33 protein-coding genes are annotated in these 18,886 nt (G+C 37.2%); all 33 read left to right on the forward strand.

The window, feature by feature from the left end:
- Window positions 1-315: 315 nt before the first annotated feature.
- Window positions 316-900 carry a hypothetical protein gene (locus I7X29_RS02400; protein WP_198472677.1) on the forward strand — a complete coding sequence of 195 codons (585 nt, stop codon included), beginning with the start codon at window positions 316-318 and terminating at the stop codon, window positions 898-900.
- Window positions 884-1,354 (forward strand): hypothetical protein, encoded by a 471-nt coding sequence (locus I7X29_RS02405; RefSeq protein ID WP_198472678.1) that lies wholly within the window; start codon window positions 884-886, stop codon window positions 1,352-1,354. Before I7X29_RS02400 ends, I7X29_RS02405 begins: the two co-directional genes overlap by 17 nt.
- Window positions 1,351-1,644 (forward strand): ASCH domain-containing protein, encoded by a 294-nt coding sequence (locus I7X29_RS02410; protein WP_198472679.1) that lies wholly within the window; start codon window positions 1,351-1,353, stop codon window positions 1,642-1,644. Before I7X29_RS02405 ends, I7X29_RS02410 begins: the two co-directional genes overlap by 4 nt.
- Window positions 1,641-1,907 (forward strand): hypothetical protein, encoded by a 267-nt coding sequence (locus I7X29_RS02415; RefSeq protein ID WP_198472680.1) that lies wholly within the window; start codon window positions 1,641-1,643, stop codon window positions 1,905-1,907. The genes I7X29_RS02410 and I7X29_RS02415 overlap by 4 nt, the downstream gene beginning before the upstream one ends.
- A gap of 41 nt (window positions 1,908-1,948) precedes the next feature.
- Window positions 1,949-2,173, forward strand: coding sequence for a hypothetical protein (locus I7X29_RS02420; protein ID WP_198472681.1), 225 nt, complete (start codon window positions 1,949-1,951; stop codon window positions 2,171-2,173).
- 21 nt (window positions 2,174-2,194) lie between these two features.
- Window positions 2,195-2,608 carry a YopX family protein gene (locus I7X29_RS02425; protein WP_198472682.1) on the forward strand — a complete coding sequence of 138 codons (414 nt, stop codon included), beginning with the start codon at window positions 2,195-2,197 and terminating at the stop codon, window positions 2,606-2,608.
- A 3-nt stretch (window positions 2,609-2,611) separates the two neighbouring features.
- A complete protein-coding gene (locus I7X29_RS02430; RefSeq protein ID WP_198472683.1) occupies window positions 2,612-2,842 on the forward strand; it encodes a hypothetical protein in 231 nt (76 codons plus the stop codon).
- Window positions 2,778-3,290: a MazG-like family protein gene (locus I7X29_RS02435; protein WP_198472684.1), complete on the forward strand. Its 513-nt coding sequence runs from the start codon at window positions 2,778-2,780 to the stop codon at window positions 3,288-3,290. Before I7X29_RS02430 ends, I7X29_RS02435 begins: the two co-directional genes overlap by 65 nt.
- Window positions 3,283-3,750, forward strand: a complete 468-nt coding sequence (locus I7X29_RS02440) for a hypothetical protein (protein WP_198472685.1) — start codon at window positions 3,283-3,285, stop codon at window positions 3,748-3,750. Before I7X29_RS02435 ends, I7X29_RS02440 begins: the two co-directional genes overlap by 8 nt.
- A gap of 1 nt (window position 3,751) precedes the next feature.
- Entirely contained in the window at window positions 3,752-4,066 is a 315-nt protein-coding gene (locus I7X29_RS02445; RefSeq protein ID WP_198472686.1) for a DUF4406 domain-containing protein, read from the forward strand.
- Window positions 4,067-4,285: 219 nt separating this feature from the next.
- A complete protein-coding gene (locus tag I7X29_RS02450) occupies window positions 4,286-4,780 on the forward strand; it encodes a hypothetical protein (RefSeq protein ID WP_198472687.1) in 495 nt (164 codons plus the stop codon).
- A gap of 38 nt (window positions 4,781-4,818) precedes the next feature.
- The gene (locus I7X29_RS02455) at window positions 4,819-5,181 is read left to right on the forward strand and encodes a hypothetical protein (protein ID WP_198472688.1); all 363 of its coding nucleotides are present in this window, start codon (window positions 4,819-4,821) and stop codon (window positions 5,179-5,181) included.
- A gap of 138 nt (window positions 5,182-5,319) precedes the next feature.
- Window positions 5,320-5,634, forward strand: coding sequence for a hypothetical protein (locus I7X29_RS02460; protein ID WP_198472689.1), 315 nt, complete (start codon window positions 5,320-5,322; stop codon window positions 5,632-5,634).
- Between the two features lies 1 nt (window position 5,635).
- Window positions 5,636-5,839: a hypothetical protein gene (locus tag I7X29_RS02465; RefSeq protein WP_198472690.1), complete on the forward strand. Its 204-nt coding sequence runs from the start codon at window positions 5,636-5,638 to the stop codon at window positions 5,837-5,839.
- Between the two features lie 309 nt (window positions 5,840-6,148).
- Window positions 6,149-6,646, forward strand: coding sequence for a hypothetical protein (locus tag I7X29_RS02470; RefSeq protein ID WP_198472691.1), 498 nt, complete (start codon window positions 6,149-6,151; stop codon window positions 6,644-6,646).
- Window positions 6,647-6,694: 48 nt separating this feature from the next.
- A complete protein-coding gene (locus I7X29_RS02475; protein WP_198472692.1) occupies window positions 6,695-7,483 on the forward strand; it encodes a S49 family peptidase in 789 nt (262 codons plus the stop codon).
- A 68-nt stretch (window positions 7,484-7,551) separates the two neighbouring features.
- Window positions 7,552-7,965, forward strand: a complete 414-nt coding sequence (locus I7X29_RS02480; RefSeq protein WP_198472693.1) for a hypothetical protein — start codon at window positions 7,552-7,554, stop codon at window positions 7,963-7,965.
- An 11-nt stretch (window positions 7,966-7,976) separates the two neighbouring features.
- Complete coding sequence (locus I7X29_RS02485; protein WP_198472694.1) at window positions 7,977-8,984, forward strand: hypothetical protein; 1,008 nt, start codon at window positions 7,977-7,979, stop codon at window positions 8,982-8,984.
- 64 nt (window positions 8,985-9,048) lie between these two features.
- The gene (locus I7X29_RS02490) at window positions 9,049-9,510 is read left to right on the forward strand and encodes a hypothetical protein (RefSeq protein ID WP_198472695.1); all 462 of its coding nucleotides are present in this window, start codon (window positions 9,049-9,051) and stop codon (window positions 9,508-9,510) included.
- Window positions 9,511-9,514: 4 nt separating this feature from the next.
- A complete protein-coding gene (locus I7X29_RS02495; RefSeq protein ID WP_198472696.1) occupies window positions 9,515-10,060 on the forward strand; it encodes a hypothetical protein in 546 nt (181 codons plus the stop codon).
- Window positions 10,035-10,412: a hypothetical protein gene (locus I7X29_RS02500; protein ID WP_198472697.1), complete on the forward strand. Its 378-nt coding sequence runs from the start codon at window positions 10,035-10,037 to the stop codon at window positions 10,410-10,412. The genes I7X29_RS02495 and I7X29_RS02500 overlap by 26 nt, the downstream gene beginning before the upstream one ends.
- Complete coding sequence (locus I7X29_RS02505; protein ID WP_198472698.1) at window positions 10,412-11,113, forward strand: hypothetical protein; 702 nt, start codon at window positions 10,412-10,414, stop codon at window positions 11,111-11,113. The genes I7X29_RS02500 and I7X29_RS02505 overlap by 1 nt, the downstream gene beginning before the upstream one ends.
- Window positions 11,114-11,284: 171 nt before the next feature.
- Complete coding sequence (locus I7X29_RS02510) at window positions 11,285-12,076, forward strand: DNA adenine methylase (protein WP_198472699.1); 792 nt, start codon at window positions 11,285-11,287, stop codon at window positions 12,074-12,076.
- Window positions 12,077-12,078: 2 nt separating this feature from the next.
- Window positions 12,079-13,416, forward strand: coding sequence for a DNA modification methylase (locus I7X29_RS02515; RefSeq protein WP_198472700.1), 1,338 nt, complete (start codon window positions 12,079-12,081; stop codon window positions 13,414-13,416).
- Between the two features lie 119 nt (window positions 13,417-13,535).
- Window positions 13,536-14,450 (forward strand): amidoligase family protein, encoded by a 915-nt coding sequence (locus I7X29_RS02520; protein WP_198472701.1) that lies wholly within the window; start codon window positions 13,536-13,538, stop codon window positions 14,448-14,450.
- 22 nt (window positions 14,451-14,472) lie between these two features.
- Window positions 14,473-14,724: a hypothetical protein gene (locus tag I7X29_RS02525; RefSeq protein WP_198472702.1), complete on the forward strand. Its 252-nt coding sequence runs from the start codon at window positions 14,473-14,475 to the stop codon at window positions 14,722-14,724.
- 118 nt (window positions 14,725-14,842) lie between these two features.
- On the forward strand, window positions 14,843-15,091 hold the full coding sequence (locus I7X29_RS02530) for a hypothetical protein (protein ID WP_198472703.1): 249 nt from the start codon (window positions 14,843-14,845) through the stop codon (window positions 15,089-15,091).
- Between the two features lie 6 nt (window positions 15,092-15,097).
- Complete coding sequence (locus I7X29_RS02535; protein WP_198472704.1) at window positions 15,098-15,652, forward strand: DUF4468 domain-containing protein; 555 nt, start codon at window positions 15,098-15,100, stop codon at window positions 15,650-15,652.
- A gap of 135 nt (window positions 15,653-15,787) precedes the next feature.
- On the forward strand, window positions 15,788-16,135 hold the full coding sequence (locus I7X29_RS02540; RefSeq protein ID WP_198472705.1) for a hypothetical protein: 348 nt from the start codon (window positions 15,788-15,790) through the stop codon (window positions 16,133-16,135).
- 111 nt (window positions 16,136-16,246) lie between these two features.
- On the forward strand, window positions 16,247-17,281 hold the full coding sequence (locus I7X29_RS02545) for a hypothetical protein (protein WP_198472950.1): 1,035 nt from the start codon (window positions 16,247-16,249) through the stop codon (window positions 17,279-17,281).
- Window positions 17,282-17,284: 3 nt separating this feature from the next.
- Entirely contained in the window at window positions 17,285-17,809 is a 525-nt protein-coding gene (locus I7X29_RS02550) for a hypothetical protein (RefSeq protein ID WP_198472706.1), read from the forward strand.
- A gap of 37 nt (window positions 17,810-17,846) precedes the next feature.
- Complete coding sequence (locus I7X29_RS02555) at window positions 17,847-18,344, forward strand: phage holin family protein (protein ID WP_198472707.1); 498 nt, start codon at window positions 17,847-17,849, stop codon at window positions 18,342-18,344.
- Window positions 18,341-18,859, forward strand: coding sequence for a glycoside hydrolase family 73 protein (locus I7X29_RS02560; RefSeq protein WP_198472708.1), 519 nt, complete (start codon window positions 18,341-18,343; stop codon window positions 18,857-18,859). Before I7X29_RS02555 ends, I7X29_RS02560 begins: the two co-directional genes overlap by 4 nt.
- Window positions 18,860-18,886: the final 27 nt, after the last annotated feature.

The following is an 18,886-nucleotide window of genomic DNA, read 5'->3' on the forward strand; positions in this document are numbered from 1 at the left end:
AGTATATTAACTAAAAAAATACGTAGGAAAGTACGTAGGATTTGTAGGATTTCGTAGGAACTCGTAGGAAAGTGTAGGAAAATATTTTTGGTTTTCCTACGTAAAAAAAGCCGTTTCCTACACGGTAAAAAATGCTAATATATTGAAAATCAAATGTAGGATTTGTAAAAATGGCTCTGTAGGAAATGTAGGAAAAAAAAAAGCCCCTTTTTGGAAAAAAGTTACTTTTTTTCAAAAAAAATGGAGAAAACACCTTTTTTCGTTATAGATAAAATCTATACTACACCTAATACATAACCCTTAAACCATAAACAAATGAAATACTTCTTTAAAATGCTGACGAATATAAAGGTAGATTCTGCCTATCTGCACAAGACTAATTGTGTGGTGAGCGGGCTCTATCGTGAAGGCTCATTAGTTGGCGGACTATTACCTGCGGGAACTCAGCTTGACTTGTTGGAATATCTTAAATTTTTATACGATATATTCCCTGAGCAGAAAAGCGACTTTCCGTTATATCACTGTATCAACCCTACTATTACTTATGCCAATGATAGTTGGGGAAAATTCTTAATGAATGAAGAATTACGAGTAACGAATGATGAGGGCACAAAAAAGAAAAAAGAGTACTTTATCAGCAAGCCATTGCTATGTATTGAGCCTATCATTACGCATTTTAAGAAGAGTAACGCCTATATAGCTGCCCTCTACTGGCATCAGCATTTAGTAGGATTATGTGCTATTAGTGGGGTTACAAAATTGAAAGATTTTGTCCCCTACCTATATACGGTATATCCTAAAGACATCAATGAGTTAGAAACATTTGTAGAGAAGAACACCGCTATTGAGTACTATTATAACGATGAAATGATAACCATAAACAATGAAAGAAATGCTTAACATCACTTTAAACCTACCCAATTACCTTATTAAGTATATGCGTACGCTCTATGGTGAGCCGTACGCACCCAAAGCCAATGACGAAATAGGTATCTATATCCTCAACGTGCTGCAACGCAAAAGCAACCTATCGGAGTACCAGTACCGCCCGAAAAAAGAATTGTCGCAAACCTATCAACTTACTATTAATACAAGTAATTACGAGAAGCGTGGGGCTATCATTCTGCCACAACAGAACGCACTAATAGTGAAGTTCGTTGACAGTCATTTTCGCAGAGAACTCTTTCGTACCGCTGTAATGAACCACTATTATTATAGTATTCCTTATAAGTTTACCATCATCAACATATTAAGGTCCTACAATATTGAAGAAAACGATTTACCTTACGATACCATTCGCAAGGATTTTAACCGCAAAAAAGAAGAAATTCAAAAACGATTATTATTAAAATGAACACCCTACACCTCACCATCAAAAAGAAATGGTTTGATATGATACTATCGGGCGTAAAGACAGAAGAGTATCGCGACATCAAACCGTATTACAACCTTCGTCTTATAGGAAGAGAGTACGACAGTGTTGTCTTTCGCAATGGCTATGCTCGTGATGCTCCAAGTCTCACCATAGAATTAAAAACCATACGCTTTGGCACTGGTAAACCCGAATGGGGTGCAGAAGAAGGTAAAACCTACTTCGTACTATACTTAGGAAAAATTATTAACATTAAAAATATCAACAAATGATAACAGAAATTAAAGAGGGAGCGTTTATTTATTGCTCTAAGGATAATATGCCATATAAACTTATGGGAGTTATTACTGAAGATGGTTTAAACTTATTTCTAAAATTAATAAGAGATTGCTTCGTATTTGAAGGAGTAAGTTGTGACATTAGAGAAGTTTATGATGTAACTACATCACTTATTTGGAATAAAAAAACTGAGTTTAAGAACTTGAAGTTTAAATTAGAATTCATGTCTATAGCAATCAATTCAGAAAAGATATAGAATATGAAAAACCTATCTTTAAACAAATAATTAAACAACAAATGAGAACAATCAAAGATTTAACCGTAAAAGTAACCTACAGTGTAGGTTTATCAGATGTAAAAGTACCTGAAGAGGTAGCCAAACAATTAGAACAAATGGCTGATTATGGATTTTCCATTTGTGATAGTGAAATAAACAAATTTCCTGAAGCTTTTGAATGGTGCAGTGAAAATATAAGTGAGGATGATGCCCTCTACTGGGAATACGAAGTAGAAATTGACTAATAACACTAAAAATATCAACAAATGAGAACAATCAAATTTAGAGCATTATCAATCTTTAAAGGTAAAGGGTGGCTATATGGAATACCTTCTTGGGATTTTACTCACTTATTTTCTACTGATGAGGATAATTTAGACGGCTTTAGCTGTTTTGAATGTCACCCCGAAACAATAAGTCAATTTACTGGGCAACACGACAAAAATGGCACTGAAATCTATGAGGGCGACATTCTTGCCCACGATTATGGAGGTTACAGCCTTATTGTGTACCGAGAGGAATGTATGGCATTCTGCCGTATTGATGCCAAAGATGTAGGCAACATCAATGGGTATTACAATCTTCACGAAGAGGCTTGGCGTTCGTGTTTGCAACGTGCCAAAGTTATTGGAAACCAATATGAAAACCCCGAATTGTTAAATTATAAAGAAGAAGATTAGACAATGGAAAATACTTTAATGGTAGAAAAAATCAAAGAATCTGTATTAAAAGATATAACAGAAAAACAAAAAGAAGGAAAATCTATCTCAGAAATATTAGAAGAAAGTAGAGGTTTTACAATAACAAATACCTACTACTACAACAATTTTGTAAATTTAAATAGAAACAATGAAAACAATCCAAGAACTCGTGCCCCTTATCCAAGAGTGGGCAAAAGAAAGAAAAATCTATGAGCAACTAACGCCTTTTGACGAACTCCTGAAAACACACGAGGAGGTTGGCGAACTCATCAAAGCGTGTTATAACAATGACAAACCCGCTATTCAGGATGCTATTGGCGATGTAATGGTAACACTGATTAACTATTGTTACTTTATAGAATTGGATGCTATAAAGTATATTAAGCAAGCGGTTGATCTATCCGTAACAGGTTATTATACCATCTCATACGTAATAAACGCTCATAACGCTTTAGGTAGATTGATAAGCCTTTATGTATGGAATGAAGGCAAAGAAATATCTGAACCAAGCGGACTTAGAATTTTTAGTATCATACACTATCTCAACGGTATTGCTCATTTGGAAGGCACTACCATTGAGGAGTGCCTAAACATCGCATACAACGAAATCAAAGACAGAAAAGGCAAAATTATTAACGGAAAATTTATCAAAGATGAATAAATTGAATTACCTCACTTGGTTTGTCCCACTTGACATCGCCAAAGAACTCAAAGATATAGGTTTTAAAGAGCCTTGTTTATTCTCATACTCAGAAGGTGTTGGTATTACTGCAATGGTATGGGGCAGTTTAAAGGGGAAAACAGAGTTTTCAATAAAAGATTTTGTGTTAAGTGGCAATTCACCTGGAAGCCCTTTTACAGATATTCCAACTTATGAACAAGTCTTTGAATGGTTTAGAGTACGCGGACTATTTTCCTACATACGCCCAAATATGGGGGAAGTGAATTGGTATTCTTATCGAATTTATAACCGCTTTGGCATTGAAAAAGGAAAAGGAATGTCATTCGATTACAAAAGTGCTCGTCTTTACTGTATGAAAGCACTCATCAAAATATTCAAAGAACGGAAAAAGAATAAAAAAAAGAATAATGGGAAGTATAACAATTTAAACACTATTTAAAATGAAAATCTACATCTCAGGAAAGATTAGCGGTACAAACCTCACCGAAACCCGCAAACGATTTGCAGCCGTAGCCAAAGTAACGAAAAGATTAGGCTATGAACCCGTAAACCCTTTTGAAAACGGACTTACCGAGCACGACACTTGGGAAGCGCATATAGTCAAAGATATTGCCACCCTGCTACAATGCAAGGCTATCTATATGCTACAAGGCTGGCAAGACAGCAAGGGCGCACGTATCGAGCACTATATCGCTACCGAAATAGGATTATCTATAACGTATGAGATAGAGCAGCCTATAAACGAAAACGAGTAACTCACCAAGGCAAAGGGTATAACACTATCTTTTGCCTTTTTTATTGCAAAAAAATATTCTTATAACTAACTAATTAACATATACTTACAAGTGGTTGTTATATTTCAAACAAAATAAAATTAAAAAAAACAAGTAAAACACTTGCGTAATTAAAAATCTTGCCGTATCTTTGCAGTGTAAAATTAAAACAAGTAATAACAATTTAAAAATTCAAAGAAAATGAAAGTTACAATTAAAGACATCTACAACCAAGTATCTTACATCAACCCAAGTGTATCAACTATCAGCTCAATAGGTGATTTTGTAGAAGAAAGTAGCCGTCAAGCAGCAGCTTACAGCAGAAGAAAGTTAATTGATTATGTATCTAATGATTCTTTGGCATTCAAAATCTTAACAAGCAATCTTAAAGATTTTTTCAGTGAAAAGCAAATGTGGGTAATTGCTTACGAATTACAGAAGAATGCTGAATACGTCGCTAAGTTACAAGCAAAATTAGAAGTTGAAGAAAAAAGAGCAGAAGCCAAAGCGGCAGCAAGTAAAGCAAAATTGAACGCTAACAAAGAAGCAAGCCAAGAAGTATTAGATTTTGTGAAATCAAGCAAAAAACTTTTAAAAGACTATTATGCTTTTGTAAAATCAAACAAAAAGTATTCTAAAGAGTACTACTCTAAGAAGTTCACCTTAGAGAGTGCAACCGAATTTGTAAACTTGTAAAATTTAAAAACAATATTAACATTTAAACATTTAGAAAAATGACAACAACAGACAAAACATTAGGCTTACAAGAATGGGTGAACGACAACAACTTCACCACTGAAACAATTAGCGATGAAGCAATCGTTGAATTTGTAAAAGAAAACTACAGATATTACAACTATATTGATAGTATCGAAGAAGCAGAACAGCTGTACAACGACTCTATTGATGACCGTGATGAGTGGTTAGAGTTAAGAGCGTTAGACACCTCCGAACGAATCGAAACGTTCATCGTTAAAGGTGAAGAGTTTGAGGGGTATGCTCGATATGATGAAACCTATACAGTAGAGATTGTAGGTATAGCAGACCGTCAAGGCGGTGAAGAGCAGTTTTATATGATTGATATTTCTCATCGCTAATAAAAGAACAAAGCCCCTAACATTACATTAGAGGCTTTACTTTGTAAAATTAAAACAAGTCTAACGATTTAACACCCTTAGAAATGAGGGGCAAATATACAAAATAATATGGATAACAACAAACTTTTTGAACTAAAAATGCCAAAGTTTTTATTGGCATTACAGCCAGAGCCTGAGCAAATGCCCAATGGCTTTCACTTTATCTACTCTCCTCTCTACTTATCTCTGATATTGGTAATTAGAGAGCGCACACAGCAGATAGTTCTTAACAGAGAATTAAAGAGCAAGCCTCAGAAGTTATACGTATTCAATGAAGATGAGCAATTCAAGCTCATAATAATTCAGAATAACGTAAAATTAACAGGTGGGGAATTAGCCCCCGAAATATCAGAAACACAATTCTTAGATGAAGCGTGGCAATGGTACAATACTAATATGATAATACAAGAATAATATGACACCTCACGACAAAGTAATATACATCATTCAGCAATTAGAACTATCCGATAGCAAGGTAGCAAGAGCAATTCAAAAGAGTACATCAGCAGCAACACACAAGCGAATGAGGCTCAGAGATAACAAGTTTACGGAGGAAGATTTTAAAAGAATACGCGATTTTTACCTCGAAAAACTGAGAAATATAGAAAATTTAGAATAAAAAACTTCTAAACCTGTCCCTCGCCCAAAACAAAAGATAAAAGGCTAACACACAGCCTTTTATCTTTTTTATTACCCCACAGCCACCCCACAGCCCTCCCTTAGCTTCTCTACAGCCACCATACAGCCACCATACAGGCAACATACAGCCAATACCCCTAAAACACCCCGCAAACCCTTACTACACAACGCCTAACGCCCCCTCTTACCTCTTATCTCTTACCTCCCAACCGTCCTTTCTTAGTACTCCCAACCGCCCTACTTTTGCATCAAATTGATAAATAGCCCGTGTGGCTCGCACCAAATTAGTATGGAACTCTGCAACCTCTCCGAATCCTTTACGCGCGAAATATCTCACGTGCTCTTGTTTGAGGCTAATTCTTTCAGCTTCAATCAGAATATGCGCGCCCTTACCCCCAATGAAAACAGCTATCTGTTGCGCATCGACCTGCATAACCCCGCACCTTATAACCGCAAGGTGAGTATCAAGCAGCAAAACCACAACGATTACTTCGATATACAAGTCTCCTTGCCTATCTACGATTTATCTAAGGACACCCGCCAAAAGCTCATCAGCTTTCACAAGCAACGCCGTTATGTGGTCGCCCTGGTATCCGAGCAGGAAATGCTGGTAGTAGGCAACGCCCGCGAGCCTTTCACCCTCACTATCGACGACAATATAGTTGATAACGGCAAAGGCTCCGACACCTATATAGTTACCCTTACAGGGCAAACTATCATCTTCCCGAATATCAGTAAGATAACCGAAAAATTCCGTGTCCTTTTCTTTACCCCGCCTTTGCAATAATTTTGCATCATCATCAGGGTTCAGACTCTAACCCCTAACACCTAAAATATGCTATTCTCTATTAATTATAATTACCTCACTGGAATATTCCCCGAACTCCTCTTAGCCTATCGCAAGGGCAAGGTAGGGTTAGAGAGTTCGCATTGGTATGAAGAGTATTATCGCTATGATTTTGAGCAGCGCAACGCCTCTTTGCAACAAGGACGTGACAGCTTCCCCGTAGTGGTTGAACTCAAACAGCCCATCGTTAAATACACCTCTTACGGATATATCGGTACTCAATATATTATTACGTTATTAAAGGCGCTGGAATCGCACCAAGCCGTTACCGCTATCGTGCTCGACATCGATAGCGGAGGCGGAATGGTTTCAGGCACTGAGGAGCTTGCCAGCGTTATTCGCAGTTTGCAAAAACCTACCGTCGCCTATACCGGTGGTTATATGTGCAGTGCCGCCTATTGGATTGCCAGTGCTTGCGACAAGGTAGTCGCCGCCCCCTTTGCCGATGCTATTGGCAGTATAGGCACGATGTTGAGTTTCCAAGATTTTGCGCCCCTTTTAGAAAAGTACGGCGTGAAAGTACACGAACTCTACGCCCCCGAAAGCACCGAAAAAAACAAGGCTTGGCGCGACCTTAAAGAAGGTAACGAAAAGGCTATAATGCAGATGCTTTCAGAAGCCAACGCCCGCTTTATAGGTAGCGTAAAAGCCTACCGCCCCGATGCCAAAGAAGAAGTATTCAAAGGCAACACCTACAGTGCTAAAAAAGCCAAATCATTAGGACTTATCGACGAGGTAATGACTCTCAATGAGGTGATTAGCCAATTAACCAATTAGAAAAAGTTTAATCCGTAAGGCGTAATAGGCTCTTGCCTTTTACCTCTTACCTCTTATCTATAAAAAGAATGAAATACGCAAAAATCGCCGCTGTATTGGCACTCGCCAATATCGACCTAAAAAGCTCCTTATTTGGGATTGAAAAATTTGTCGAACTCAGAGAATCGCAACTCGACAAGATTGAAGCCGCCTTGGTAGCTGCCGAAGCTGCTGCCAACAACACCGCTCTTGAGCAACTTATGGCAGAACTGAAAGCCAACAATGAAAAGCTATTGGCTGAAAAAACAGCCCTTACCGCTGAAAAAGAAGCTCTCGCAGCGCAAGTAACCGCTCTTACTGCCGAAACCGAGAGCCTCAAAACCGAACTTAACAATCGCCCCGCTCACTCATTGCCAGCTAATGACGGCAAAGAAGAAGAGGTAAAAGGAGAGTTCGATGGCATCGTAGATATGAACGATGCGCACAATCAATTAGCAAATTAGTAAATTAAAATATGGGAAATACAATTAAAGCTACTGAAATTGCAAAAGAGCTCGTACGTTACGGCAACGCCCGTCCTACCGAACTCCAAGCAGCGATACTCTCTAAAGAAATCCTGCTAAACCGCTACGCCAAACCACTGAGCAAAGTAAAAGGCGAATGGCATATACCTGCTGTATTCATCAGCAATGTAGTGCAAGCCTTTTCCGACAAGTGGACGGGTGCTGGCGAAGTGTCTTTCAAAAAGAAACTTTTGAAAAACTTCCGTCAGAAAATCAACTTCCCTATCAACCCTAACGACATCGTTGGTAGTTGGGAAGAAGCTATGTACGAAGAGGACAAAAAACCCAATGAAATGCCCATTAGCCAGTTCATTATGGGGCTTATCATCAAAAAAGTGATTTCCGACCTCGACCTCATTAGTATTACGGGCAAGTACGATGCCTCCCAAGTAGGCAGCACTACCCCCGACTATACAAAAACAATGGACGGACTTAACGAAGTAGTGAACCGCGCCGTTGCCGATACAAGCAACCCTGTTTTCCACATTCCTGTAGATGCAGGGGTAACAAGTATTGTAGACCGCGTTACTAAGTTCGAAAAAGGCTTGCCAGGGGGCGTGAAAGTGAAAACACTCTTTATCTCTCTCGAAGAGTTCAACGACTATGTAGAGCTACGCGAAACACCTGCTAACCAATACATCGACTTCAACGATCCGCAACGTGGAAAAACCAAATACGGACGTGACTTGGTAGGTGTACCAGGATTGAAGGCTGGGCGTATCATCGCTTGGGTAGACGGTAACCTCTTCCGCCTATACGACCGCGTAGATAACCCTGCGCGTATCAACGATGTACAGGTGCAAGATTACCTCGTCAAAATATTCTCCGAATGGCACTTGGGCTACGACTTTGCCGTAAACCAATACCTATTCGTGGAAACAAACGATGCTCAGAAAAAACGAGGATTGAACAACGATGAGCAAAACAAGTTGTTCTACCCTAACCTCGTATTAGCTTAATAAGGTTTCAGGGTCAGGGTTCACCCCCTGACCTCTATTTCCTAACCCCTAACCCCTAATAAAAATGGCAAAAGAAGAAAAAAATACACCCGTCGTAGGGGCGAATGGCAATTCGCCCACAAATGGCAATTCGCCCGAAATTGATAATGCCTCTACCGAAAGCAACGACACTCAAGTACAAGCCCTCAACGAGCGAGAGGCTGCTCTCAACGAGAGAGAAGAAGCCCTCAACCAGCGTGAACAAGCCCTCAATGAGGTTGAAAAACATCTCAACGCGCGCGAGCAACAACTCAACCAATTAGAGGAACAACTCAATGGTAAACCCGAAGAACCAACAGCAGAAGCGCCTCACAAAGGTCACGAGTTTACATTCCGCAATGTGAATTACAAGTTTGCCGACGACGCGCCTCAAATATTGCTCATCGGCGGTGAAGCCCTCTCACAAGAAGAAATTGCTAATGACGAGGATCTACTCCTCCAACTCATCGGCGGACAATCACCCTTAATTAACAAATTAACAAATTAGTACTATGGCAAAAAATTGTTTTGATAACGTACCCCACGAAAACCTCGATGCTTGTCCTAACGACGAAGTCAGCGGAGGCATCAGCACGCGCATTTTGTACGCCCCTAAGGCGTTTGTCGATAAATGCGTATTGCCCGCCAATACTGGCGAACTCGGCAAAGCCAACACCATCGAAGACGGCAACCTTACCCTTATCGCTTCCAAAGCCTTCAAAGGTATCGATGCTCAGATAGACGAGGGCGAACTCAAAATCACACTCGTAGGCAATGCTGGCAACAAAAAAGCGAAAACCGAGTTAGAGTTTAAGATAGCTCGCTTTAGCGATGTAACCCTCGATTTCATCAACCGTTACAAAAACGTACCGATGATTTTCGTAGTCCCCGATGCTCAAGGCACGCTATGGGTAATAGGCACCAAGATCAACCCTGCTTATGTAGATAGTGCCGAAGCCACTACTGGCAAAAAAGCCGAAGATGATAGCGGTATTACCCTCAAGCTCATCACAAACTCTAAACCGTACAAGTATGCAGGTACTATCGCCGAAGCCTAAGACTATCACGAATGACGAGAAGCAAATAACGAATGCCGAATTACAAATTACGAATGATTCGGCATTCAAATCATTGCTACCTGAAGGAACTGCCTACTTCACCAAACCCAAAGAATTAGGGGGCGGTTTGGAAGCAGTCGATTTAAGCCGTATTCCTTACAATGTCAAAAGCCTATACATCGCGGGCTTCCCTTACTATGCTTTGAAAGAAGAAGCTGCCGAGTTATTAAAATCACTCAGCAGCGAAACCCTGCAACAGCTCATAGAGAAGAAAAAACAACAATACCCGCCCGATGTACCTATCTTAGAGCGCGCCTTGGCATTGAAAAAAGCTGTTAGCCCTGACACCTAATGTATAATTACCGAGAACAATATAAACGTTTGCTCATAGAGTATGAACGCCTTGGAGGCAATCTTCAGGGCGTTCCTCGCTTTTATTCCTTAGAGAACGAGGCAAAGCTAAAAGCAAAACTCAAAAGCCTCACCCCCCGTTCCCCCCTCTCCGAAAGCGAGGGGAACAATCCGCAAACTGACAAATCAGCAAACAGCCCGTGCGGCTCGCACCAAATTGACAAATCGGTAAATCGGCTCATCTCCGACTACCCTCAAGCCCTACACCCTGTATATCTCGCCAAAAAAAAACACTGGTTACAAGCCTGCTCGCTCAAACTAAAACTCAATGCCCTCCCAGCCGACCAAGAAAGCCAAGCCCGCGTCCTACAGCAACAGCTATGGCAACTATTCGAGGAAATGGACGCCTGCGATACCGTGCTCGACCATTGGCTCAAGTACAAACGCATATTGCTACCCGCCGCCCCCTCCCAAGAAGAAGCGTTAGATAAGTTGAGCCCTACACAACTCGTACAACGCCTGCACACCCTGCGCAGCAATATTGTATCACGTGAAAAAAGCCTTATAAAATGGAGACTACAAGCCGAGAGCCAAGAGGGAGAAAATTTTACTTTGATAGAAAAAATATTCAGAAAAATCGAAGAATTAAAGCAACTAAAGCTGTTGGTAAAAACAATTGAAAAAAAGATAAATGTAAAATAACATTTTAGGAGGATAAAAAAGTCCTCCGTTATTAAATAAAAAATTCCTACATCTTTTAAAATAATAGCCATCAGGCACGGAGGACTTATGTTTTTCCGCCTGCTGGCTATTTTATTATTTAGATGTAGGAGGTGCAAAGATACAAAATAATTTCAAATAACAAGTAAAATAATGAAATCTATATCAAAAATTTGGCAAAGAACACCCATAAGTTATTATGGAGGAAAACAAACTATGCTTTCTCATATTCTACCACTAATACCCCAACACAAAATCTATACAGAGCCTTTCTTTGGCGGAGGAGCTGTATTTTGGGCTAAAGAACCAACAAAAACAGAAATTATAAATGATTTCAATGCTAATGTTTTCAACTTCTATAAAGTATTGAAAACTGATTTTGAAGAATTAAAAATGTTAATAGAAAAAACTATTATCAGCCGTGATGCTTATAAATCAGCATTAGTAATTTATAACACACCCCATTTATTTTCAGAAAAACAAAGAGCGTGGGCATTTTGGTTTGCCACAAATTTTGGTTTTTCTAATCAAGTAATGAATTGCAGAATTACTTCTAATTCAAAAAATGTTAAACTTTTGAATAATAAAATAGAAAGTTTTACTGATGTATATTCCCAACGATTAAAAAATGTACAATTAGAGAACAATGATGCTTGTGAAGTAATTCAAAAACGAGATTCATTAGATACATTTCACTATTGTGATCCTCCTTATGTTGGGGCTAACCAAGGTCATTATGGTGGTTATACACAAGAACATTTTAATGAATTGCTAAAAACTTTGTCTCAGATTAGAGGAAAATTTATTTTGAGTTCTTATCAGAATGAGGAGCTGACAAAGTATGTTAATCAATTTGGTTGGAAACAACAAAAAATACTACTACACTTAGGAAGTAGTCACACAAAAAACAAAAAAAGGCAAGAAATATTAACTTTAAATTTTTAAATATGCAAGAAATATTAGCACCTTTAGAATGGTATACCGTTCAAAGAAAAGTTTCGGAACTTGTCCCTTACGAATACAACCCCCGAAAAATATCCGATTTAGACAAAGAACGTCTCAAAAAATCATTAGAAAAGTTCAATTTGGTAGAAATTCCTGTGATTGATATTGACAACACTCTCATTGGAGGACACCAAAGAGTAATAATTCTCTTTGAGTTAGGAAGGGGAGAAGAAATCATAGATGTTCGTATTCCTAATAGAAAACTTACAGAGGATGAATTTAAGGAATACAATCTTAGGTCAAACATTCTAAATGGTGAATTTGACTATGAGAAAATATCTGAGTTTTTCTCTGATATCAACCTTACAGAAATAGGTTTTGATATTAATTCGTTTGATGATTTTATTCAATCAGAAAACGCTGTAAAAATAGAAATAGAAGAAGAAGTAGATATTACTCCTCCTAAGAACATTCAATCTAAGGAAGGTGATATTTTTGAATTAATTTCAACACAGAAAGGAATTACACATAAAGTTATCTGCGGTGATTCGACCAAAGAAAAAACTTACAAAAAACTACTTGGAAATGAAATTTTTCAATTAATAGTTACGGACCCTCCTTATAATGTAAATTACGAAGGTGGGACTAAGGATAAACTGAAAATAAAAAATGACAAAATGAGTGATAGTGCTTTTTTTGAGTTTCTTTATGATTTTTATCAAAATACTTTTAACCACTCAATGATTGGTTGCCCTACTTACATCTTTTACTCAGATTCTGAGGCTGTAAACTTTAGAACCGCAATGCAAAAAGCTGGATATAAGATTTCAAGTGTATTGATTTGGGTAAAAAATCAATTTGTTTTAGGAAGATTAGACTACCACATGAAGCACGAACCTATATTGGTAGGAGAAATTGAAGATGTCGAGAATGTAAAAAAACATCAACCCATTCTCTATGGTTGGCAATCAGAAGGTAAACACCCTTGGTATACAGATAGAAAACAGTCCTCTGTTCTTGAGTTTGATAAACCTAAAAAAAATGCAGATCATCCTACTATGAAACCTATAGAACTTATAGGTTATCTTATAAAAAATAGTTCACAACAAAAAGACATTGTAGGAGATCCATTCCTTGGTTCAGGCTCTACTCTTATTGCTTGTGAAATGAATTGGAGAACGTGTAGAGGGGTAGAGTTTGATCCTCAATATATGGATGTAATTATACGCCGTTGGATAGCCTATATGAAAACAAATCATTTAGGTTTTAAAGTTATTTGTAACGGAGAAGAACTTCCACAGGAAAAAATAAACCTCTTTTTAGTAAAAGAAAGTGAATAAGTTTTTTCAAAAGTTAAAGTTTTCTAATGTGCTGAAAATAAATTGATTATAATTTGCAAGGTTCATAAATATGTTGTTACTTTGCATCGTAGTTAAATGATAATCAATACATTAAAGTTATGACAGTAGAACAAATTTTAAATCAGAATTCAACCAAAAAAGAAAGAGCATTTGCATTTTATTCATTAGGTTACACTCGCCAACAAGTAGCAGATTTACTATGCAATGGAAATTATGGTTATGCCCATAATATGTGGAAAAAATGGAATGAAATTCAATCTACTATGCCATTGGACAATGTTTTTGAATTTTTATTCAACAGACGTTTTGGAGTAGAAATAGAATTCTTTGGTGCAACACAAAGTACTTTAGAAAGAAACTTGAGAGCAGAAGGAATAAGATACGAGTTTGAACGTTACAATCACGAAACTCGTAATCATTGGAAGTTCACTACTGATTCAAGCATTCGTGGAGATCATCCATTTGAAATGGTGAGTCCTATACTACAAGGATATGAAGGGCTTCAAAGTTTAAAAAAAGCTACTACAGCTCTCCGTTTAAGTAAAACAAATGTAAATACAAGTTGTGGAGTTCACATTCATTTAGAAGTTAATGATTATTCCTTAGAGAATATGAAAACATTAGTTAAAAACTTTTATATATTGGAAAAGCAATTTGATAAGATGATGCCTGAGAGCCGTAGAAATAACCAATATTGTAAAGGTTTATCCATCTTAGGAAGTAAAGACACTTTCTTTTCAAACCTTAATAATTGCAGAAGTGTTCGTGAGATAGTAAGTTTATTCAATACTCGTTATTTAAAGTTGAATTTACAAAGTTATCTCAAATATGGTACGGTTGAATTTAGGCAACATTCAGGCTCTACAAAATTCAGTAAAATCAAAAATTGGATATTGATTTGTGCGCGTTTGGTAGAGTTCTCAAAACAAAATATTGTATTATCAAATTTAGAAACAATTTTAAATGAAGAACTTACAGAATATTTTGAGGAGCGGGTATTGGATTTTGCTTAGTAATTACTATCTTTGCCCCCGTATGAAAAAGGTAATGATAATAGATACAGGAGAAACTTTCACGGCAGATGATTGCCGTGAAATAGTTTCTTCTTTGAAAAAGATGAATGCTTTTACCTATAATTTGGATAATAATACTTACATGCTTCAATATGCCAAACGATCTGTATTATGGGATAACTTAGATATTAGAGCTACAGATGAAGATGCATTTGTAGAAGATCTAATGAAGAACAATATTATTGAGGTTTTTCCTTTGGAAAAACTAAATTGATTATTTTTAACTATTTAAAAAAGTCTTTCTTTGAATAAGGGAAAGACTTTTTTTATTATAATCTTGCAAGAGTAAAATATTGTTTATACTTTTGTATCTCTAAATAAAACTAACACGAATGGAAACAAAAGAACTAAACTCTTATTTTGGTAATACCCTTAAATCACAATTGCCAAAAGACTTTGTACAACTTATCGACAAAGTAGAACAACTAACCCACGAAGAAAGAGAAATCTTGCAAACCGCTATGATTCGTTCCAGCGAGAAACATTTAGGAAAAATTTCTAAGTATATTTCTTTCTTCTTTTGGTTTACAATCATCGGGGTTGTATGTGCAATTATTCTATTTTTACAAAACAATAAATAGGTTAGTATGAAAAAGATTTTAATTATTATCTCCTTCCTTAATGTTTTCTTTGTTTCAGCTCAGAATGAAGACCTTACTAAACCTTACACATTTACTGAAGTAGTTAATGTAACACCTAATCTTACAGCTAAAATGCTGTACACTAATGCTAAAATTTGGTTTACAACAGTCTATAAAGACCCTCGTGAAGTAGTCTTGTTAGATGACAACGAGAATTTTATTCTTATGGGTAGAGGCACTATAAAATATGATAGCCAAATTTTTGTTGGTTTTAAAGCAAGAGAAGGATGGATAACCTATGATGTTAAAATAATGTGTAAAGATGGTAAATACAAATATGAATTTACAAATTTTTATCATAAAGGAGCTTCTCATTCATTAGGACTTGTTACTAATGAACTTTATTTACCTACTTTTACAGGTGCTTTTGGAGGTTCAGAAAAGTATAAAGTAAAAGTAACAACAGAACTAAGAGCTATGATATATTTAAATATTACATCTCTAATTGATAATTTAAAAATAGCAATGGATAAACCTCTCCCCACACAAGAGAATTGGTAAACTTAAAAAAATGAAAGAAATAACCTGCAAAAATTTTGTAGGTTATTTTTTTGTTCTTATTTTTGCAACGCGTAATCAAGAGCAACACTTGTACAATGTTGCAAGAAAATAATTATTGTAAAATATTCCGTGAAGGTGTGTATAGTAGTAATGCTATACAACAAAAGCATCCGTGCTCTTGATTACGCAACACCCACTCACGGATTTTTTTATTTCTTCAACACAATGAACGATTACAAAGAAATCCTCAAAACATTACTTTTGCAGTATTATATGCCTCATCCTATAGGGGCGGTTGAAAAGCAATACAAAACTACCTCGCAGGTGCTTGCTATGGCACAGGGCATCATACCCTCCGAACCCATAGACCAGCACGATGTTTACGATGTACTTCAAGAATTAGGGTTCACTATCGAACTGGTAGAAACCCCCGATAATACGCTTGTCTATTGTTGGTGTTTATACCGAAAAGCCTTGCAGTAGCAAGGCTTTTTTTGTCCTTTCACTTTTTTACCACCCGCACTACCTTTGCAAAGTAAACCAAAGGAAGCAGTAAAACACCTATTACTTCTTACCTCTTATCTCTTACCTAAAATGGAACCCAAATACAAAGTCAATCCCCTAACGGGCGAGTTACAAGAATACGTTTTTGAATACAACGGCATATTAGCCTTGCGCAATTTCACGGCAAAGGTGGAAGATGAACGCCTTATCCTCCACGCAGCCGATGATGTGAACTTCTCTATCCTCGAAGCCTTAGTAAGCGAGGTAGAAATCAACGGAGTGGTATACGACAATCCCACCGCTGCCCAAGAAGCCCTTACCCGCCTTACCTTCAATCAAAACCGCCCAGTGCTCCTCGACAAAACGTTAAAGGATCTTATCCTTGGTGCCGTGCAAAAAGTACCAGGCAAGAAACTCTCTACAGAGGACTTTACCACAGAGCTCCGCATCAAGTTGGAAGGCTTGCAGCAGGTCGATACATCAAGCTTGTTACCCAAAGGCGATTATATGGGTACGGCGCAAGATTTAAAAAAGATGATAGATGATCTCAATGCTATTTTGCAAAGTGACGACACCGAACTCGACCAACTGCAAGAAATTGTTACCTACATCAAGCAAAACAAGCATATCCTTAGCACTCTCGGTATTACCAATATTGCAGGCTTAGAAGATGCTTTAGCTTCCAAAGCCGACAAAAATCACAATCACGACGAGCGTTATGCCCCCTTACATCACACCCACAGTGAGTACGCCCTACGTACGCATAGACACAACTGGGATGATATTGATGGGAAGCCTACAAACATTGTTACTGCTGAGAAGGTAAAAGAAATTATCGGAAGAGTAGGAATACCTATAGGTGATCATCAGATATACACAGTATCTAAAGAGCAACTTAACAACATTATTTTTGCAAAGTCTGATGCAACTATAGATTGCAGCCAAATACCACACTTAGGTTCGGTTTCCGCTATAAAAGTGTACGACGGGGGGCAAGTGAATTTTACTTGTAATGGAAAGAATATCATCTATAAAGGAGATACTGCTTTTAATGGACAAGGAGGCTCTACTGCTGTAGTGAGTGTGTATGATAACAATTGTTTTGTAAGAATTAGCAATGTTTAATCTATGAACGCAATACTATATTTTGACTGGGGAAATAATAGTAATAAAAACAATAGTCCGACAGATAATTTATTTTGTATAGATTTGATAACTCCTATTAAAGAAAAAGGAATTTCTCGTTTTGAATTTACACCTAATACATTTAATTTTTTACTGAGAAAATATCACGGAGATCTACAACCTAATGATATAAAGCTAAAGGTAGTAGGTTCTTTAACCGATTTGAATAGAAAAGATTTTTACTTCACAAATTTATCTAATTTATTTGAAGAGGAAGCTATTGACAAAGACTATGAATTTTCAGTCTTAACATTTTCAATTCTTGTTCAGAAAGAAAATGGAAACTATCCTAACATATCACATACTACAGTTATTTTGGGAGATAAAACATATCTACAAGGTATAGATTATTATTTTAACACGTTCAATCAAGGTAATGGTATAACACAAGTTGATATAACGTTTACTGGCTTCGTAAAATCTATCGAAGTCTCTAAAAAGTGTATAATATATTTAGAAATTAATTAAAAAATACGCATATTTTATAATATTAATATAAATTAAAATGGAAAAAATCTTTGTAATTCTTTGGATACTACTCGGTATCTACATTCTTGTACTCCTTATGATATTCGCCGACCTTTGGAGTGGTGTGCGCAAGGCTAAACGTTTGGGTATTGCGCGTAACTCCTACGGCTATAGGCGTACTATTAGCAAGATGGCGCAGTATTACAACTTACTTATAGCTTGTACTATTGTGGATAGTATTTATGGAATGCTTTCTTGGTTCTTAGAAACCTATTATCAAACCTCATTGTGGTTATTTCCTTTTATCACTTTCTTTATGGCAATAGTGCTATGTCTAATCGAAATCAAATCGATACGCGAAAAAGCCGAAGACAAAGTGCGTTTAGACCGAGCGGGACAAGTTGTTCAGCAAGTGTTTATCAATCGTGAGAACTTAGAGGAAGTCGCTAAAACCATCTCTAATTATATGAATGAAAAAGCTGAACAAGCTGAACAGTCCGAAACCCCTCAAACCTCTAATAACGAACAACAATGACAAAAAAAGAATTTATAAAACAGTACAAACCTTTTGCTTTGGAAAGCGAAAAGAAAACAGGTATCTCTCACCTCTTTATTTTGGCGCAAGCAGCGTTGGAGAGTGGTTGGGGAGAGCGTGGCGTTGGTAATAACTTTTTTGGTATAAAAGTACCTAAAAACCTTGTTAGCAACACACCGAAAGAAAAAAAACAATTGCTATTTACTACTGAAGTGCTAAACTCGCCAACTCCTAATCCTCAGCAGTTTCCTAAGATTATCAGTATTAGCAAACGCACTGATGGTAAATGGCTGTATTGTGTGCAGGATTGGTTCAGGAAGTACGACACACCCGAAGAATGCTTTACCGACCACGCGCAATTCTTTTTCAGGAACAAGCGATACGCTAAAGCGTTGCTTGTAAAAGCAGACCCGTACAAGTTTGCTGATGAAGTAGCAAAAGCGGGTTATGCTACCGCTACTAACTATGCGAAAATCTTGAAAGACGTGATCAAAACCATAGAAAATAATAGCTAATGAAATGTGTTACTTGTATATTGCTTT

Source organism: Capnocytophaga periodontitidis (genome assembly GCF_016126015.1).
Classification (GTDB): Bacteria; Bacteroidota; Bacteroidia; order Flavobacteriales; family Flavobacteriaceae; genus Capnocytophaga; species Capnocytophaga periodontitidis.

Coding starts and splice junctions, on each gene's coding strand:
- I7X29_RS02440 (WP_198472685.1), top strand. CDS start 3,283: ATGAATAAATTGAATTACCTCACTTGGTTTGTCCCACTTGACATCGCC.
- I7X29_RS02475 (WP_198472692.1), top strand. CDS start 6,695: ATGCTATTCTCTATTAATTATAATTACCTCACTGGAATATTCCCCGAA.
- I7X29_RS02480 (WP_198472693.1), top strand. CDS start 7,552: ATGAAATACGCAAAAATCGCCGCTGTATTGGCACTCGCCAATATCGAC.
- I7X29_RS02555 (WP_198472707.1), top strand. CDS start 17,847: ATGGAAAAAATCTTTGTAATTCTTTGGATACTACTCGGTATCTACATT.
- I7X29_RS02405 (WP_198472678.1), top strand. CDS start 884: ATGAAAGAAATGCTTAACATCACTTTAAACCTACCCAATTACCTTATT.
- I7X29_RS02465 (WP_198472690.1), top strand. CDS start 5,636: ATGACACCTCACGACAAAGTAATATACATCATTCAGCAATTAGAACTA.
- I7X29_RS02535 (WP_198472704.1), top strand. CDS start 15,098: ATGAAAAAGATTTTAATTATTATCTCCTTCCTTAATGTTTTCTTTGTT.
- I7X29_RS02455 (WP_198472688.1), top strand. CDS start 4,819: ATGACAACAACAGACAAAACATTAGGCTTACAAGAATGGGTGAACGAC.
- I7X29_RS02520 (WP_198472701.1), top strand. CDS start 13,536: ATGACAGTAGAACAAATTTTAAATCAGAATTCAACCAAAAAAGAAAGA.
- I7X29_RS02445 (WP_198472686.1), top strand. CDS start 3,752: ATGAAAATCTACATCTCAGGAAAGATTAGCGGTACAAACCTCACCGAA.
- I7X29_RS02550 (WP_198472706.1), top strand. CDS start 17,285: ATGAACGCAATACTATATTTTGACTGGGGAAATAATAGTAATAAAAAC.
- I7X29_RS02495 (WP_198472696.1), top strand. CDS start 9,515: ATGGCAAAAAATTGTTTTGATAACGTACCCCACGAAAACCTCGATGCT.
- I7X29_RS02430 (WP_198472683.1), top strand. CDS start 2,612: ATGGAAAATACTTTAATGGTAGAAAAAATCAAAGAATCTGTATTAAAA.
- I7X29_RS02485 (WP_198472694.1), top strand. CDS start 7,977: ATGGGAAATACAATTAAAGCTACTGAAATTGCAAAAGAGCTCGTACGT.
- I7X29_RS02545 (WP_198472950.1), top strand. CDS start 16,247: ATGGAACCCAAATACAAAGTCAATCCCCTAACGGGCGAGTTACAAGAA.
- I7X29_RS02515 (WP_198472700.1), top strand. CDS start 12,079: ATGCAAGAAATATTAGCACCTTTAGAATGGTATACCGTTCAAAGAAAA.
- I7X29_RS02500 (WP_198472697.1), top strand. CDS start 10,035: ATGCAGGTACTATCGCCGAAGCCTAAGACTATCACGAATGACGAGAAG.
- I7X29_RS02415 (WP_198472680.1), top strand. CDS start 1,641: ATGATAACAGAAATTAAAGAGGGAGCGTTTATTTATTGCTCTAAGGAT.
- I7X29_RS02400 (WP_198472677.1), top strand. CDS start 316: ATGAAATACTTCTTTAAAATGCTGACGAATATAAAGGTAGATTCTGCC.
- I7X29_RS02460 (WP_198472689.1), top strand. CDS start 5,320: ATGCCAAAGTTTTTATTGGCATTACAGCCAGAGCCTGAGCAAATGCCC.
- I7X29_RS02505 (WP_198472698.1), top strand. CDS start 10,412: ATGTATAATTACCGAGAACAATATAAACGTTTGCTCATAGAGTATGAA.
- I7X29_RS02450 (WP_198472687.1), top strand. CDS start 4,286: ATGAAAGTTACAATTAAAGACATCTACAACCAAGTATCTTACATCAAC.
- I7X29_RS02525 (WP_198472702.1), top strand. CDS start 14,473: ATGAAAAAGGTAATGATAATAGATACAGGAGAAACTTTCACGGCAGAT.
- I7X29_RS02410 (WP_198472679.1), top strand. CDS start 1,351: ATGAACACCCTACACCTCACCATCAAAAAGAAATGGTTTGATATGATA.
- I7X29_RS02560 (WP_198472708.1), top strand. CDS start 18,341: ATGACAAAAAAAGAATTTATAAAACAGTACAAACCTTTTGCTTTGGAA.
- I7X29_RS02420 (WP_198472681.1), top strand. CDS start 1,949: ATGAGAACAATCAAAGATTTAACCGTAAAAGTAACCTACAGTGTAGGT.
- I7X29_RS02510 (WP_198472699.1), top strand. CDS start 11,285: ATGAAATCTATATCAAAAATTTGGCAAAGAACACCCATAAGTTATTAT.
- I7X29_RS02425 (WP_198472682.1), top strand. CDS start 2,195: ATGAGAACAATCAAATTTAGAGCATTATCAATCTTTAAAGGTAAAGGG.
- I7X29_RS02435 (WP_198472684.1), top strand. CDS start 2,778: ATGAAAACAATCCAAGAACTCGTGCCCCTTATCCAAGAGTGGGCAAAA.
- I7X29_RS02530 (WP_198472703.1), top strand. CDS start 14,843: ATGGAAACAAAAGAACTAAACTCTTATTTTGGTAATACCCTTAAATCA.
- I7X29_RS02470 (WP_198472691.1), top strand. CDS start 6,149: ATGGAACTCTGCAACCTCTCCGAATCCTTTACGCGCGAAATATCTCAC.
- I7X29_RS02490 (WP_198472695.1), top strand. CDS start 9,049: ATGGCAAAAGAAGAAAAAAATACACCCGTCGTAGGGGCGAATGGCAAT.